Source organism: Deltaproteobacteria bacterium, assembly GCA_016218975.1.
Taxonomy (GTDB): Bacteria; Desulfobacterota; Deferrimicrobia; order Deferrimicrobiales; family Deferrimicrobiaceae; genus JAENIX01.
Map to the genome: position 1 here is coordinate 93,010 of JACRCO010000072.1, position 15,534 is coordinate 108,543.

16 protein-coding genes are annotated in these 15,534 nt (G+C 62.6%); 11 read left to right on the forward strand and 5 right to left on the reverse strand.

Annotated elements, in window-relative coordinates:
• Positions 1-45 precede the first annotated feature (45 nt).
• Genes HY896_10955 through HY896_10965 form a run of 3 tightly spaced genes read right to left on the reverse strand, consistent with a single transcriptional unit; the run spans position 46 to position 1,859 of the window.
• Positions 46-885 carry an MBL fold metallo-hydrolase gene (locus tag HY896_10955; protein MBI5576867.1) on the reverse strand — a complete coding sequence of 280 codons (840 nt, stop codon included), beginning with the start codon at positions 883-885 and terminating at the stop codon, positions 46-48.
• Positions 878-1,315, reverse strand: coding sequence for a DUF296 domain-containing protein (locus HY896_10960; protein ID MBI5576868.1), 438 nt, complete (start codon positions 1,313-1,315; stop codon positions 878-880). The genes HY896_10955 and HY896_10960 overlap by 8 nt, the downstream gene beginning before the upstream one ends.
• A 16-nt stretch (positions 1,316-1,331) precedes the next feature.
• A complete protein-coding gene (locus HY896_10965) occupies positions 1,332-1,859 on the reverse strand; it encodes a cytochrome P460 family protein (GenBank protein MBI5576869.1) in 528 nt (175 codons plus the stop codon).
• 156 nt (positions 1,860-2,015) lie between these two features.
• Here HY896_10965 and HY896_10970 point away from each other — a divergent pair, with 156 nt between their 5' ends.
• The 7 genes from HY896_10970 to HY896_11000 all read left to right on the forward strand — a co-directional run bounded on the left by HY896_10970 (position 2,016) and on the right by HY896_11000 (position 9,712).
• Positions 2,016-3,644: a glycosyltransferase family 39 protein gene (locus HY896_10970; protein MBI5576870.1), complete on the forward strand. Its 1,629-nt coding sequence runs from the start codon at positions 2,016-2,018 to the stop codon at positions 3,642-3,644.
• A 37-nt stretch (positions 3,645-3,681) separates the two neighbouring features.
• Positions 3,682-4,833 carry an aminotransferase class I/II-fold pyridoxal phosphate-dependent enzyme gene (locus tag HY896_10975; GenBank protein ID MBI5576871.1) on the forward strand — a complete coding sequence of 384 codons (1,152 nt, stop codon included), beginning with the start codon at positions 3,682-3,684 and terminating at the stop codon, positions 4,831-4,833.
• Positions 4,716-5,753 (forward strand): glycosyltransferase, encoded by a 1,038-nt coding sequence (locus HY896_10980; protein ID MBI5576872.1) that lies wholly within the window; start codon positions 4,716-4,718, stop codon positions 5,751-5,753. The genes HY896_10975 and HY896_10980 overlap by 118 nt, the downstream gene beginning before the upstream one ends.
• Positions 5,750-6,736: a formyltransferase gene (locus HY896_10985; GenBank protein ID MBI5576873.1), complete on the forward strand. Its 987-nt coding sequence runs from the start codon at positions 5,750-5,752 to the stop codon at positions 6,734-6,736. Before HY896_10980 ends, HY896_10985 begins: the two co-directional genes overlap by 4 nt.
• The gene (locus HY896_10990) at positions 6,733-7,791 is read left to right on the forward strand and encodes a bifunctional UDP-4-keto-pentose/UDP-xylose synthase (protein ID MBI5576874.1); all 1,059 of its coding nucleotides are present in this window, start codon (positions 6,733-6,735) and stop codon (positions 7,789-7,791) included. The genes HY896_10985 and HY896_10990 overlap by 4 nt, the downstream gene beginning before the upstream one ends.
• 10 nt (positions 7,792-7,801) lie before the next feature.
• Entirely contained in the window at positions 7,802-8,668 is an 867-nt protein-coding gene (locus HY896_10995) for a polysaccharide deacetylase family protein (protein MBI5576875.1), read from the forward strand.
• Positions 8,669-8,740: 72 nt separating this feature from the next.
• Positions 8,741-9,712 (forward strand): nitronate monooxygenase, encoded by a 972-nt coding sequence (locus HY896_11000; protein MBI5576876.1) that lies wholly within the window; start codon positions 8,741-8,743, stop codon positions 9,710-9,712.
• Here the strand turns inward: HY896_11000 and HY896_11005 are convergent.
• Together HY896_11005 and HY896_11010 are read right to left on the reverse strand one after the other, a co-directional pair.
• Positions 9,691-10,062: a PAS domain-containing protein gene (locus tag HY896_11005; protein MBI5576877.1), complete on the reverse strand. Its 372-nt coding sequence runs from the start codon at positions 10,060-10,062 to the stop codon at positions 9,691-9,693. The genes HY896_11000 and HY896_11005 overlap by 22 nt on opposite strands.
• A 295-nt stretch (positions 10,063-10,357) precedes the next feature.
• A complete protein-coding gene (locus tag HY896_11010; GenBank protein ID MBI5576878.1) occupies positions 10,358-11,572 on the reverse strand; it encodes an MFS transporter in 1,215 nt (404 codons plus the stop codon).
• A gap of 31 nt (positions 11,573-11,603) precedes the next feature.
• On the opposite strand from HY896_11010, the gene HY896_11015 reads away from it, so the two are divergent.
• The 4 genes from HY896_11015 (at position 11,604) to HY896_11030 (ending at position 15,534) form a co-directional block, all read left to right on the forward strand.
• Positions 11,604-12,095: a histidine phosphatase family protein gene (locus HY896_11015; protein ID MBI5576879.1), complete on the forward strand. Its 492-nt coding sequence runs from the start codon at positions 11,604-11,606 to the stop codon at positions 12,093-12,095.
• 213 nt (positions 12,096-12,308) lie between these two features.
• The gene (locus HY896_11020; protein MBI5576880.1) at positions 12,309-12,737 is read left to right on the forward strand and encodes a MucR family transcriptional regulator; all 429 of its coding nucleotides are present in this window, start codon (positions 12,309-12,311) and stop codon (positions 12,735-12,737) included.
• Positions 12,738-12,956: 219 nt separating this feature from the next.
• A complete protein-coding gene (locus HY896_11025) occupies positions 12,957-13,535 on the forward strand; it encodes a superoxide dismutase (GenBank protein MBI5576881.1) in 579 nt (192 codons plus the stop codon).
• A gap of 49 nt (positions 13,536-13,584) precedes the next feature.
• Positions 13,585-15,534, forward strand: coding sequence for a hypothetical protein (locus tag HY896_11030; protein MBI5576882.1), 1,950 nt, complete (start codon positions 13,585-13,587; stop codon positions 15,532-15,534).

Consider the following 15,534-nt stretch of genomic DNA (forward strand, 5'->3'; position numbering starts at 1 on the left):
TGATAACCTCCCCGGAGCGTTTGACGTCCTCATCGGATTATATATTCATCTCCGGCCCGCCTCCATCGCGAAATAGCGCGGCGAAGGCCCGTTCCGCTTCGCGGCGTGCACGGGCACATCCCCGAAACCGTACCGCGACAGGATCCCCCTGACGGTAGAGACGGCAAGCGCCGGCGTGTTGTGATCCGCGCTCAAGTGGCAAAGGACCACCGCCCGCGGCAGTTTCCGGCTTTCCTGGAACGTACGCACGAGAAATTTCCCCGCCTGCTCGTTGGAAAGATGGCCCACGTCGGAATCCACACGCGCCCGGTCGACATGGTTCCGGTGGCTCGAGGCGAGCATCGACGGGTCGTAGTTAGATTCGATGAGGATTATGTCGCTGTCGACGAACCGCTCGAAGAGACCATTCCCGCCGGTCCCGAGGTCGGTGGCCATGGAGACGCGCGCTTCGCGGTCCCCCGAGCGGGCCTCGATGCGGAAACCGCATGTGAGACCCTCGGCGTCATGCGGGACGGCGAACGGATGAACCTCGATGCTCCCGACGGCGAACGGCTCGCCGCCGAAGGTCCTAAGGGGGCCGGAGGCGGGAGACCGGGAAAGGATCCTGCGGGAATACGCTCTTACGTTTTTCTCGTGGATAAGGATCGGCACGTCGTGCCGGGCGCAGCATGCGACCGCGGAAGGGTGTATGTGGTCTCCGTGAAGATGAGATACGAGGACGGCGTCGATATCGTCCCAATCGAATCCCGCCTCGGACAGCGCTGCCGAAAGCGCGCGCTGGGATGGCAGGCCCGCGTCCACCAGGAACGCAGTTCCCGCGTGCTCCACCAGCGTCAGGTTCCCGGAGCTGCCGCTTCGCAGCGGTCTCACGGAGAAATCACTCAACGGATAACAGCTCCAGCCCGGTGCGGGCGTCCGGCTCACGCGAAGCCGACATACCGTCGACCTGGAGGATCAGCGCTTCCACCACGAGGTACACTTCCCCTTCCTTGCGGATGCACCCGGTCAGCGGCTCGTTGCCGCGGCCCAGCGAGGCGTGAAGGTGAAGGGACGGGGCGCCGTCCTTACGGGCGACGCTTCCCATTCCGACGATCTCGTGCGGCTGCGGGAACCCCGTCCAGACGGGCACGGGAGGCAGGCTCTCCTCCCGTGGACCGGTGACCATGCTTCCCTTCGTCACGGCTCCAAGAAGAAAGAACCAGCCGGCAAGGATCCCTTCCTTCGCGCACAATTCCGTGAGGGCTGGGACGATCGGCTCCCCGTGGTCGATCCGCGCCAGCAGCACCTTCCCGATCGTTCCAGCCCGGTATTTCATCGGCCGGCCCGCAGGGTCACGGCGCGTACCGGGTGAAGATAAAGTCGTGGTCCTTCACGTTAGCCTGGTGGCACGGGAAACAGGAATTGTGGGCCGCCTCGTCCGCGGGTTTTCCGTCGATGAACCGCCCGAATCCCCAGCCGCCGGTTGCCGCGTATTTCTTCGAGTTTTTCACCATGAATTCGATCCGCGGGGCGACGCCGGGGACCCACGCTCCCGCGAACTCCTTCATCGGCTCGCGTTTCCAGGCAAGCTTCGCAATCATGGCCCCGTCGGGGAAGGGAAGCGTCTTTCCGCGGAACGCCTTCATGGCGATTTCGTTCCCGAGGACCGCCCGGAGTTCGTCCTTGTTGTCGGTGCGGTGGGAGACAGCGATGAGCTGCCAGTTCCTGTATCCGCCGGGGATGCCTACGCCGAAAACGGGTGACACCGGCCCGGCGGGGGAAGCCGCCTTCTTCCTGCCGCTTTCCCCGAGGGCGGGAGCGGCGAATGATACGGCCAGCGCGAGGAACGACGAGAACAGCACGCACGTCGAACGGGACATCTTCATGACATCCTCCTTTCCTCGCCCACCCCGGGGATATTATGCGCGTATTATACCAAGTTCACCCGGCTTCTCCCGAATCATCGCCGGGACGCCCCGCGCCGATGAGATATAATTCCCCGCCATGGGGTACATCCTTATACATCGGCGGCGGAAGTGAGCCCCCGCACACTGTCGCTCCTCGTTCTCGCCTTCGTCCTTTTCTACTTTTCGGCGCTCGGAACGATGCCGCTGATGGAGCCGGACGAAGGAAGATACTCCGAGATCCCCCGCGAGATGCTTCTTTCGGGCGATTTCGTGACGCCGCGCCTGAACGGCTTCGTCTACCTGGAAAAGCCCCCTCTCTTCTACTGGGGGAACGCGCTCTGCCTGCGCCTTTTCGGCGAGAACGAGTTCGCGGCACGGTCGTTCACCGCGGCGGTTTCGGTGGCGGGGATCCTGTTGACGTACTGGATGGGCTCCTGTTTCGCGGGCTGGCGCACGGGTCTTTTCTCGGCGATCGTTCTGTCCACTTCCCTCTATTACTACGTCATCGGCCGGCTCAACACGCTCGACATGACTCTTGCGGTAACGCTATTCCTCGCGATCTTCCCCGCCTACCTCTATCTTTCGGGTAAACGGGAGAGCCGCCTTTATCTCGTCGTCTCGTACGGAGCAGCGGGGTTGGCGTTTCTCACGAAGGGTCTCGTGGGGGCGGTGTTTCCCGCCGCGATAATCGTGAGCTGGCTCGCGCTTTCGCGCAGGCACCGGGAGATTCCGCGTGCGATCTCCCTGCCCGGCATCCTCCTGTTTCTCGCCGTCGCTCTTCCCTGGCTTGCGGCCGTCCAGAGGAATAATCCCGACTTCCTGTGGTTCTTCTTCGTGCACGAGCAGATCCTGCGGTACACCACGAAGATCCACCGCCACGTGCAGCCGTTCTGGTATTTCATCCCGGTCGTCATCGGGGGGTTCGCTCCGTGGATCGCGTTTCTGCGCAGGGTCTTCCTCGCCGTGAGGGACGCGCGTGAAAGATTTCTCCCGAGGGAGGACCTGTTGTTCCTCCTCTCCTGGGTCCTGTTCATCTTTCTGTTCTTCTCCTTCTCGGGATCGAAGCTGCCGACCTACCTGGCGCCGCTCTTCCCTCCGCTGGCCGTGCTGTTCGGGAGGGGCCTCGACCTGTGGGCGGAACGGGAAGACGGATCGACGCGCTGCCGGTCTCCGCTGGGGCTCGCGGCGCTTCTTGCCGCCGCGATCTTTCTGCTCCCTTCATTTTCCAAACACCGCCTCGATCCTGCGGAGTGGACTTCCCTTGCTGCTTTGCCGATCGTACTGATCCTGCTTTGGGGGACCGTTCCCCTTTTCATCCGGCGGCTTTCCGCCGAGCGCGTGATCCTTCTCTCGTTTCTCCTGCTGGCGCTCTTCCTGACCTCGTTGAACCGTCCCGCCGCGAGGCACATCGGATCGTACAAGTCGGTGAAGGAAATGGCGGCCGTCCTCGCCTCCGACATGAGGCCGGGAGACGTCGTTGCGCAGTACCGTACGTACCGGCACGGGATTCCCTTCTATACGAAACGGCGCGCGGTCCTCGTGGAGGAGGCGGGTGAGCTGGAATTCGGCATTACCCGGGCGAAAGACCGCGGGGAGTATTTCCTCGACGCGGCGGGGTTCCAGCGGCTTTGGGGATCGGGCGCCAGGGTGTTTTGCGTCTTCAAGCGCGACGCGATGCCGCTCATCCTGGAGAAGTTCCCCGGCCATCGGTTGCTCTACCGGTCCGATGCGGGTATCCTCATTGTGAACCGTCCCTGACGAAAACGACAAGGCGCGCGAGGCATACCGTTTGGAAATCCGAAAAGATTTTCTCCCCCTTTCACGTCCCTGGCTCGACGACGATGAAATCGACGCCGTAGCGGCATCGATCCGGTCCGGGTGGATCACCAGCGGGCCGAGGGTCGCGGAACTCGAAGCGCAGTTCCGCGACCTGTCCGGAGCGGCGCATGCGGTTGCGGTTTCGTCCGCCACCGCGGGTATGCATATCGTTCTTGCCGCTCTCGGCATCGGCGACGGGGACGAGGTCGTCACTCCCTCGATGACGTTCGCCTCCACGGTGAACCAGATCGCGCTGAGGGGCGCCCGGCCCGTCTTCGCGGACAGCGACTACGGGTCCCTGCAGGTATCGCCCGACGGGATGGAGCGCGCGATCACCCGGCGGACTAAGGCGGTCGTTCCGGTGCACTTCGCCGGGGCCCCGGCCGACCTGGATCCGATCCGCGCCGCGGCCGGCAGGGCGGGCATACCGGTGATCGAGGACGCCGCCCATGCCGTGGGAACCCGGTATAAGGGGAAACATGCCGGAGGCTACGGCGACATCGCCATCTTTTCCTTCCACCCCATCAAGAACATCACGACCGGCGAAGGCGGGATGGTGACCTGCAACGACGGCGCCCTGGCCGGGAAGCTCCGGCTTCTGCGGTTCCACGGGATCGAGCGCGACGCGTGGAAGCGGTACGGCAAGGGGGGCACTCCCCATTACGACATCCGCGAGCCGGGATACAAGTACAACCTCCCCGACCTCCAGGCGGCGATGGGAGTGGTCCAGATGCAAAAACTCGATCTGATGAACCGGCGGCGCGCGGCTCTTGCGGCGCGCTATCTCGACGGGCTTGCCGGGGTCCGGGGGATCGACCTGCCGGAATCCCCGGGCTATCCGCACGAGCATGCCTGGCACCTGTTCATAGTCAAGGTCACGTCGATGGACCGGGATGCGTTCCTGGCGCGGCTTGCGGATTACAACGTCGGGACCGGGCTGCATTTCCCCCCCTGCCACCTTCTGTCCTACGTGAGGGAACGGTTCGGAACGAAGGAAGGGGACTTCCCCGGATGCGAACGTGCCGGCGCCCGCATCCTCTCCCTCCCGCTGTACCCCGGGATGGCCGACGCCGACGCCGACTACGTCTGCGCGGCGATCCGCGAGATCCTTTCGGAAATTCCCGCGTGATCTCCGTCGTCATCCCCGTCTACAACGAGGAGAAGAACCTCTCCCTGCTCATGGACAGGATGGAGGCCGCGCTTCAGCCGATGGGCCGCCCCTTCGAGATCATCTTCGTCGACGACGGAAGCCGCGACCGTTCGCTCGAGGTCCTCTCGGGATTCGTGGGGCGGCGGGGAGTGCGCGTCGTGGAGCTGACGCGGAATTACGGGCAGCACTCCGCCGTCATGTCGGGTTTTTCCATCGTGCGCGGAAAGATCGTCGTTACGCTCGATGCGGACCTTCAGAACCCCCCGGAGGAAATCCCCTCGATGATCCGCGTCATGGAGGAGGGGAACTACGAGGTCGTCGGGACGGTACGGCGGATGCGGCGCGACTCGCTTTTGCGCACGATCCCGTCGCGCATCGTAAACGCGATGACGCGGAAGATCACCGGCGTCCGCATGACGGACTGGGGCTGCATGCTGCGCGCCTACCGCCGGGAGGTCGTCGACCGGATGGTGGAGAGCCAGGAATATTCCACTTTCATCCCCGCGCTTGCGACCCTTTACGCGAAACGGATGACGGAGATCCCGGTCGCCCATGAGGAACGGCACGGCGGCATCTCGAACTACACCCTGCCGAAACTGCTCAGCCTCCAGTTCGACCTGCTCACCTCCTTTTCCGAATTCCCGCTCAAGGTCCTGCTGTACCTCGGCACCGTGCTTTCGCTCGGCGGCATCGCGCTCGGCTTCATGCTCGGCGTCATGCGCCTTGTCTACGGCGCGGCGTGGGCGGAGTACGGCGTCTTCACCCTGTTCGCCATACTGTTCTTCTTCGTCGGCGGGCTATTCTTCGCCCTCGGGATCATGGGACAGTACGTGGGGCGCATCTACCACGAGGTCCGTAAACGGCCGAGGTTCACCATACGGAAGGTCCACGGGGAGTGAGGCGGTTGCGCGCGATCGCCTTCGCCTATCACAACGTGGGGATCATCGGCGTCCGTGCGCTCCTTTCGCACGGGTTCGAAGTGCCTATGGTTTTTTCGCATGCCGACGACCCGGAAGAAACCATCTGGTTCGGTTCGGTGGCGGAGTTCTGCCGGGAGAACGGGATTCCGGTCCACCTCCCCGAAAGAGTGAACGACCCCCCCTGGCCGGAGACGATCCGCGCCGCCGAGCCCGATCTTCTCTTCTCCTTCTATTACCGCTCGATGCTGGGGAAGGAGATCCTTTCGGCTCCCGGGCTGTGCGGAATGAACATGCACGGCTCGCTCCTGCCGAAATACCGGGGGCGGGCCCCGGTCAACTGGGTGCTGGTGAACGGCGAAACGGAGACCGGCATGACCCTGCATGTGATGGCCGAAAAGCCGGACGCGGGGGATATCGTGGCGCAGGAGCCGGTGCCGATCTCGTTCGAGGACACGGCGTTCACGCTGTACGGAAAGATGGAGGGGGCGGCGGAGCGCCTGCTGGCGGGCATCCTGCCGAGGATCGCCGGTGGGGATATACCGAGGCGGCGCAACGAGATAGAGAAGGGGAGCTACTACGGCGGGCGAAGGCCGGAGGACGGGCGGATCGACTGGAGCCGCCCGGCGGTTGAAATATACAACCTCGTACGCGCGGTCACCCGTCCTTACCCGGGCGCCTTCTCGACGCTGGGCGGGGAGAAGTGCTACATATGGCGCGCCAGGCCCGTGCCGGCGGAAGGCTTCCCCGAAGCGCCCGCGCCGGGTAAGATGACGGTCGCGGGGGGAACCTCGCTGCAAACGGCGAGCGGATGCCTTACGACGGTGCGCACGCCTGCGCGCGTCCTGGTCGGCACCGGATCGGGCCTTCTGCAGATCGAGGAGGCGGAGTGGAACCGCAGGAAGGCGGAGGGGGAGGCGATCGCGGCCCTCTTCGGGAAGGCGATAAAGGGAGGATTCGAATGAAGGTACTGATTCTCGGAGTCAACGGCTTCATCGGGCATCATTTGACCGCGCGCATCCTTGCGGACACCGGCTGGAAGGTGTACGGGATGGACCTTTCGGCGGAGCGCCTCGGGGCAATGGTCGACCATCCGAGGTTCGAGTTCGTCGAAGGGGACATCTCCATCAACAAGGAGTGGATCGAGTATCACATCAAGAAAGCCGACGTGGTGCTGCCCCTCGTCGCCATCGCTACTCCGAAGGTTTACGTGGAGCGTCCCCTCTCGGTCTTCGAGCTGGACTTCGAGGAGAACCTCCGGATCGTGCGCCAGGCCCACCGTTACGGCAAGCGGGTCGTCTTCCCTTCCACATCCGAAGTGTACGGCATGTGCCAGGACGCCGAGTTCGACGAGGAGAATTCCCCGCTGGTCCTGGGCCCCATCTCCAGGGACCGGTGGATCTACTCCTGCAGCAAGCAGCTGCTGGACCGGGTCATCTGGGCCTACGGGCGGCAGGGGCTTTCGTTCACCCTGTTCCGGCCGTTCAACTGGATCGGCCCCCGGCTCGACTCTATCGAAACGGCGAAGGAAGGCAGCTCGCGCGTGGTGACCCAGTTCATCGCCAACCTGTTCCTCGGCGAGCCCATCCAGCTCGTGGACGGCGGCATGCAGCGCCGCTGTTTCACTTACGTCGACGACGGGATCGCCGGGCTTATGAAAATCCTCGAGAACCGCGGGGGGTGCGCCTCCGGAAGGATCTACAACATCGGGAACCCGAAGAACGACTGCTCGGTCCGCGACCTGGCCCGCATCCTCCGGGACCTTTTCGCGAAGCATCCCTTCGCCAGGGGGAGAAAGATTCCGGGAATCGTGGGGGTGAGCTCGGACCAGTTCTACGGGAAGGGATACCAGGACATTCAAACCCGAACGCCGTCGATTGCGAGGGCGAAGGAGTTCCTCGGCTGGAGCCCGAAGGTGGGGCTCCGGGACGCGTTGAAGCGGACGCTCGACGCTTTCCTCGAAGAAAACGCGCCTCCGAAGCGCCGCGCCGCGGCCGGACGGGGAAGAAACCAAGTATAGCTGCGGGTAGATGGCCGGCGAGCGGATACTGGCTCTCAAGATCGACGTCGACACGCGGCGCGGGATGGAGGCGGGGGTTCCCGCGCTCCTTGCGGCGCTGTCGGCCGCCTCGGTCCGCGCCACCTTCTTTCTCTCCTTCGGCCCGGACAACTCGGGAAAAGCGGTCTACCGGCTCCTCCGCAATCCCCGGTTCCTCGCCAAGATGGTGCGAACGAACGCTCCGGGGCTTTACGGGTGGAGGACCGCCCTCTACGGAACGCTTCTTCCCGCCCCGATGATCGCAGCCGCGTTCCCGGAGTTGTGCAGGGAGATCGAGGCGCAGGGACACGAGGTCGAGTTCCACGCATGGGACCACCGCACCTGGCAGGACGCCTTGCCGCGCAAGGAAGAGGGATGGATCCGGGAGTGGTTCGACCGGGGGCTTGCCGCCTACCGTGATTGCCTCGGCCACGCGCCCAGGGCTTTCGCAGCTCCTGCATGGCTGCTTACCGAGCGGGCGGTCGCTGTCCTTTCGGAATATCCTTGGGAATACCTGAGTTGCACGCGCGCCCCGGTTCCCTTCGTTCTTGCGGGTACGGGGAAGCTCGAAGTCCCCTCCGACCTGCCCTGCCTGGAGGAATCGGGAGGCGCAAAGGGGGCCGGAGCGGTACTTTCGGCGCTTTCGACGGGGGGAATCCACGTCCTGCCCGCGCATGCGGAAGCCGAGGGTGGAATCTGGGGGGACGCTTTGGCGGAGATTTTACGTGGTGCGGCGGAGCTGGGATACCGGATCGTCCCCCTTTCCGGGATCGCGGCAGCCTTAAGGGATCGGAAATTGCCCGAGCGTCCCTTCCGTTTGTCCCTGCTGCCCGGCAGGGGGTCCCCCTGCGCGGTATGAAGGGAAGGGTAATTTTTACTTCACCGCCCGGAAATATTGGAGTAATATTATTGCTTTGAACGGGGGGGAACGTTGAGACTGCCGACTCTTACCATAGGTAAATTCACGGCGCGCATCCCGATCGTGCAGGGGGGGATGTCCGTCCGCGTTTCGACGTCCTCGCTCGCGGCAGCGGTGGCGGAATGCGGGGGAATCGGGACGATCGGGGGCTCCGGCATCCCTGTGGACGAGCTCCGGGAGGACATCCGCAAGGCGAAGCGGATGACCCAGGGGATCGTCGCCGTCAACATCATGTTCGCCATCCGTGAGTTCATGGAAGCCGTCAAGGCCTCCATCGAGGCCGGTGTGGACATGATAGTCACAGGGGCGGGATTCTCCCGCGATATCTTCAAGGTCGGCAAGGACCATAACGTACCCATCGTCTCCATCGTTTCCTCTCCCGAGTTCGGCAAGCTCGCGGAGCGCAGCGGGGCCGACGCGATCGTGGTTGAGGCCAAGGAAGCCGGAGGCCACCTCGGCACCGACAGGGCTCTGCGCGAGCTGTTTCCCGAGGTCCGGAAGGTGGTGAAGAAGGTTCCGCTCATCGCCGCGGGGGGGATCACGGACGGATACGAAGTCGGCGAAATGATGAGCCGGTACGGCGCGGACGGCGTGCAGATGGCGACGCGTTTCGTCCTCACCAGGGAATGCGATGTCTCCGAAGCCTTCAAGCAGACCTATCTGAACGCCAGGCAGGAGGACGTCGTCCTGGTCGATTCACCGGTCGGGCTGCCGGGCCGGGCGATCCGGAACCGGTTCCTTCGCCGGCTTCACGGCGGGGAAAGCGTCTACGACGGCCAGTGCAAAAGGGGCTGCCTGAAAAAATGCAGCCATTCCTTCTGCATCATCGACCGGCTCGAAATGTCCCGCGGGGGAGACGTTGAGGAAGGGCTTGTGTTTTCCGGGGAGAACGTCTGGAAGATTTCCGATATTCCCTCGGTCCGCGAACTGGTCGACCGCCTCGTCGCCGAGGCGGAAAGCGTCTACGCCCCCGTCCCTGCCTGATCCGGGAGTTTCTGTCTGTATGTAACGTCCACGTTCACGCAGATTCCCATCTCCACGTCGCTTCCCATGCCTTGGTAAGGCTGGACGTTGGTCATTACCCATCGTATGTCTCCCGCCGCGGTGCGTATCTCCCATTTGAGGTTGAAGAACGATTCCCCGCGGAACACCTGCGTCACGATGTCGCGCACCTTCGTCTCGCTATCGCGCCTTTCCAACAGGTCGAGGATCGATTTCCCCTCGGCTTTTTCCCGGTCGTAGCCGAAGATCCTGCGGCAGTGCCGGTTCCACCAGAATCGATCCCCGGGAGAGAGCGGCCCCGACATCGATGCCCTTTCCACCCAGTCCCGCAAGCAACTCCTCCCCGTCCTCCGCGCCGCAGAGGAGGACGCATTTTTCTCCGCGGGACAATCCGCTACGGAAATAGGGGGCAAGTGCGGCGAGGCGGTCCTTCGCATCCTTGTGGAAGAGACAGACGTGGTCGTGCGGAGAGAGCTCTTCGATGGATTCGGGGAAAGGATTATCCATGGGGGAAATGCTCCTCCTCCGGGATCGTCCCTGCGGTCCCGCGATGTCCACGAAACGGGAATACAGTATGCAGTATACAAAAAACCGGGTCCCGTGCCAGGTTTATTTCGGAATTTTCGTTCAGTATCGGGTTACGGTCCCGCGGGGGAACAGGAAGGCAAGGACAAGGGTGGCGGCCGCGCACATCCCCCCGGCGAGGGCGAACCCGGCGGAAAAGCCGGATCGGGAAATCACCGCGCCGAGTGTCGCGGCTGATACCGCGAACCCCCCGTAAATGCAGGTGTTATAGCCGCCCATGGCCAGGCCCCTGATGCGTGTGGGGACCGCCTCGGAAATCAGCGCGCCGATCGCGGTGAAGGTCGCCGCCATGCTTCCGCCCACTACAAGGAAGATGAAATAAAGCGGAACAAGGCGGGTGGCCTGACCTACTGCGCCTATGGCAAGCGAGAACAGCAGATTTCCGCCGACGATGAAGGGAACCCGTTTCCCCAGCCGGTCGGAAAAGTGCCCGATGGGGATCCTGAAGAGGGCGTTGGCCGCCGCCTGGCAGGTGAAGATGAAACCGGTGTGGACCACCGGGATCCCGGAATCGCGGGCGTACAGCGGGAAAAATGCGAAGAGGGATCCCCATGCATAGGTGGAGAAAAAGGTCGCGAGCCAGCAGGCAAGCACCGCGCGGTTGTTCGCTATCTCGCGGAAATCCGCGGCCAGGTCCCGCGTGGGCGGGACGAGGACGGGAGGCGGAGCCGGCATCTTCGGCCCGCCGAGAAGAACTCCCGCGGCGATAATGGCCGCGGACACGGAAAATGCATACATGAAGCCGCCGCCGCCGATGACCCCGCCGAGCCCCGGCCCCGCTGCCATTCCGAGATAGAGGGCGGAGGTGTACCACCCGTAGGCCCTTCCGAGAAAGGGAGTCGGGGATACGTCCCCGACGTAGGACATCATGGCCGGCGAGAAGCATGCGAGTCCTACCCCGGAAAAAAGGTAGATGGCCCCGACCTGGAAAGGAGTGCGGGCGAAGAGGAGAAAGAGCGAGGTCAGGGCCGATATCGCCATTCCCGCGAGGATAAGGCGCCTCCGCCCGAGCCGGTCGGAAACAAGACCGAGGGGGAGCGATAGAAACGTCGCCGCAAGCATGAAGCCGGCGTTTATCATCCCCACCTGGAACGTCGAGGCGCCGAGCTCCCCCGCGAAAAGCGGAACGAGAGGCAGGCGCATGTAGGCGCCGAGGTACAGGACGAAGGTCAGCGCGCATGCGATGAGGATTGGAACGGGGATCGAGGGACCGTTCCGCCCGGAAGGAGAATGGGCAGCATGGGATGTTTCCGCCATGGGTGGTACTATAACGGCATATGAGCTCTCGTTGGACCTTTCTTTCGAATCGCATCCTGCGATGACGGACCTCTGGCTTGTCCGGCATGGAGAGGCGGTGCCGGAGGACGTCGATCCCGCCCGCCCGCTTACCGCGGAAGGGAGCCGGGCGATCTCCGCGGCGGCTTACGTCATTGCAGGCAGGATGGGCAATCCCGATCTCGTCGCCGCAAGCGGGAAACGCAGGGCTCGCCAGACTGCCGAGATTTTCGCGGCTGCCGCCGGATATCCCGGGGAAAATATAGTCGAAACGCCCGCCCTTTCCCCCGGGGCTTCGCCGGAAGCGTTTCTTTCGTTCCTCGAGGAGCACAAGGATAAGGGAACCGTCCTTTGCGCCGGGCACCTCCCGTCGATCGCCCTTTTCGCTTCCTTCCTGCTTTCCTCCGGAGATCCGATAAGGCTTGCCTTCGGACCCGGGACGGCATGCCACATCCGCCTTTCCGGCATCCGCCGCGGGGCAGGGGAATTGGCCCTTCTTTTATAGATCAATCCGCGCGTTTTTCTGCAATAATTGGTCGGTCCGAACTCTATATTACATTATATTGTAATTTATTAGTTCTGTTTATTCCCTTATCATTGTGAGCCGATGACGTAGGTGGCGGCATTTTCTCCTTTCTATGCATAATCAACGAAAGGGTATTGACATGCATTGTTCCTTTTGAAATGATCAATGGCATATCAATACAGGAGGTTTCGAATGGATAAGCGGGTTGTAATAGAGTTGACGGCGGAAATAGTTTCCTCTCACGCGTCGGTAAATGAAATGAGCAGGGAAGATCTCCTCGACGAAATTCAGGCGGTGTTTACGAAGTTAAGCTCTCTTGCCGGCGCAGAGGTGACGGAGGAAGCGGGTCCCGCGGAAGTAAAGCCTGCCGTCCCCGTGAATAAGGCATTCGGCGCCGACAAGGTCTTTTGTCTGGAATGCGGCAAGGGGTTTACGACGCTGAAAAAACACCTTGCCATAAGCCACAACCTGTCTCCGAAGGATTATAGAAAGAAATTCAATATTCCCGCCAAAACCCCGCTCGTGGCAAGGAACTATTCCGAATCCAAGAAGAAAATCGCGCAGAAACTCGGCCTCGCGGCGAAACTCGCCGAGGGCCGCAAAAAGCGCGCAAAAAAATAATCAAGGGGACGGTCCTGTGAGAGGCTGAAAGTTCAACTGGTATTCCAACCGGGTTGGATGTTTCAGCGGTAGATCCCAGGACCGTCCCGGTTTTTCCGGATGACCGCCCTTTTTTTCTGAAACGACCTCCTTCATTCCTGCATATAGATGTACGAAGGATTCCTGCACGAAAAATTCGATCGTTGCATTACCAACGCCGGAGCGAAAGGGGATGAGGAGATGGCATACGCCGCCAGGAACTACGAAAAGCTCATCGGAATGGAAGGGTTCAGCGAAACTCTTCTGAAAAACCACTTCACCCTGTATCAGGGTTACGTGACCAACACGAACAAGCTCCTGGACAACCTGGGCGGGATGCTCGCCGACGGGAAGACCGGCACGCCGGAGTACGCGGAGCTGAAGCGCCGTCTTGGGTGGGAGTTCAACGGAATGCGCCTCCACGAGTATTACTTCGAAAACCTCGGCGGAAAGGGCGGGATCGATGCCGGGGGCCGCCTCGGAAAGGCCCTCGCCGCGGAGTTCGGAAACGTCGAAAAGTGGGAGGCGGATTTCCGCGCCGCGGGAGCGATGCGCGGGATAGGCTGGGTCGTATTGTACCAGGACACCGTCGGAGGGCGATTTATCAACCAGTGGGTCAACGAGCACGATGTCGGGAATCCAGCGGGCGCGACGCCGATCCTCGTGATGGACGTCTTCGAGCACGCCTTCATGATCGACTACGGCCTGAAGCGGGCGGACTACATCGCATCCTTCTTCAAGAACATCGACTGGAAAGCGGCGGAGGGCCGCCTGAAATAGTTTTTTGACTCACGGCCGGGTTCGATTCGGGCTATTCTGGGATTTGCACATGGATTACTATTCCCAGGGAAGCCTGGTCGCCGCGATAGTGGCCATTGCGATCGCGGGGTACCTGCGCGTTTGGGCGAGGAACGACAGGGAAGCGCTCGCCTTCGCGGACCTGTCGTTCCTCATTTTCCTTTGGTGCCTCCCCGAATATCTCTGGAAGACGCTGGGGTCCGATTTCTGGCACCGCGTTTCCCTCGCCGGCGTAATGTTCATCCCTCCATTCGCGTTGCGGTACAGCGGGACCGCCGTGAGGACGCGGCCGAAATGGTTTCGTGCGGCCATGGTCTCCGGAATGTGGATAAGTGGAGTGTTCCTGCTGACCATCTTCAGCGATCGGCTCCTCGCCTCTCCATGGTGGAACTACGCGGCGCTTCTTTATGTTTATCCGTGGCTGGGGCTTTGCCTGCACATCGTCGTGCGGTACGGTTTCCGCGCGAACCCGTCTTCCGTCGAACGGAAGAAATTCCAGTTCCTTCTGGTGGGGGGAGGGATCGCGAGCCTCGTCGCTCCGCTGAATTTTCTTCCCGGGACGGGGGTCTACTTCCCCCCCCTTGCGGCGTTCGCCATACTGCTCTTCTTCTATTTCATGGCGACCGGGATACTGCACCTCCACTTCTTCGAGTTTCCCGACATCGTGGGGAGAGGGATCATACTGGTGATCCAGGTTTTCGCCTTCGCCGTCATCTTCGGCGTGCTGGAGGTGGCCTCCGGACGGAAGTTCTGGTTCCCCCTGGCCGGGGTCTTCCTGATCTCCTTTTTCCTGCTGACGTTCTATCCCGTCCTGATGCGGAAGCTGGGCGGGATCTCGTCCGACCTGCTTGTGCGGGAGTCGCGGGCGGTCCAAGCCCGGCTCGGGGACCTGGCGAAGCGGCTCGCCGAGTGTTCCTCCCTGTCCGAGGTCGCGGCCACGGTGGAGGAGGGGCTTGCGCAGATCCCGTTCGTCGCCCGGGCGTCGCTGTGGATTCGTCCGGAGGGCGGAACGGACGAAGGGGTCGGATCGCTGCCGGTCCGCCCGGACGAGTACCTTCGCGCCTTCCAAAGGTTCGCGGGCAGGTTTCCGACGCTGCGCTTCATGGAGCACGGCGGTTCCCGCGCGGCGGACGTGGCGATATGGGACGATTCCCGGGACGCTTCGTTTCCTGTTTTTTTGAGAGGGGAGTTCGTGGGTGCGGTGCTCTTCCACTGGAAGGAAAAAACACCGTCGGTCCGCGAGATGGAGCTTCTCCTTCCCTTCCTCGAAGGGATCGGGCTCGCCGTCGAGAATCTCCGTCAGAAGCAGCGGATCCGGCGAAGGGAACATTTCGCCACCGTCGGAGAGCTGGCGGCGGGGCTGGCCCACGAGGTGCGCACCCCTGCGGGCGTGATCAAGGGGGCGGCCCAGTTCCTTTCCAGGGAGGCGGCGCCGAAGGACCGGGAGTTCCTCGACATCATCGTCGAAGAGGCGGACAGGCTGAACGGAGTAGTGACCGAATTCCTCGAATACGCCCGTCCGGTGGACCGGACTCCGGCGCGCATATCCCTGCGGGAGCCGGTGGAACGGGCAATGGTCCGCCTGCTCCGCGAAAGGGAAGGCAGGATGTCGCGCATCAAACACGGAGTGCACTTCGCCGAGCCGGTCCCCACGGTGAACGCGGACCCGGCCGAGATCGAGCGGGTCGTCTTCAATCTGCTGACAAACGCCGTGGAGGCGATGCAGGAAGGAGGGGACCTCGCCGTGCGTGTCCAGGCCGGCGGAATGGAAGCGCGGATTTCAGTGGAAGACACCGGGACGGGAATCTCCGAAGAGGAGCGGCCCCAGATCTTCCGCCCGTTCTTCACCACCCGCGAACGCGGGGTGGGTATGGGGCTTGCCATATGCCGCCGGATCGTGGAAGAGAACGGCGGATCCATCGCCGTGGAAAGTTCCCCCGGCAAGGGAAGCCGGTTTATCATAAAGCTCCCGGGGGGATGA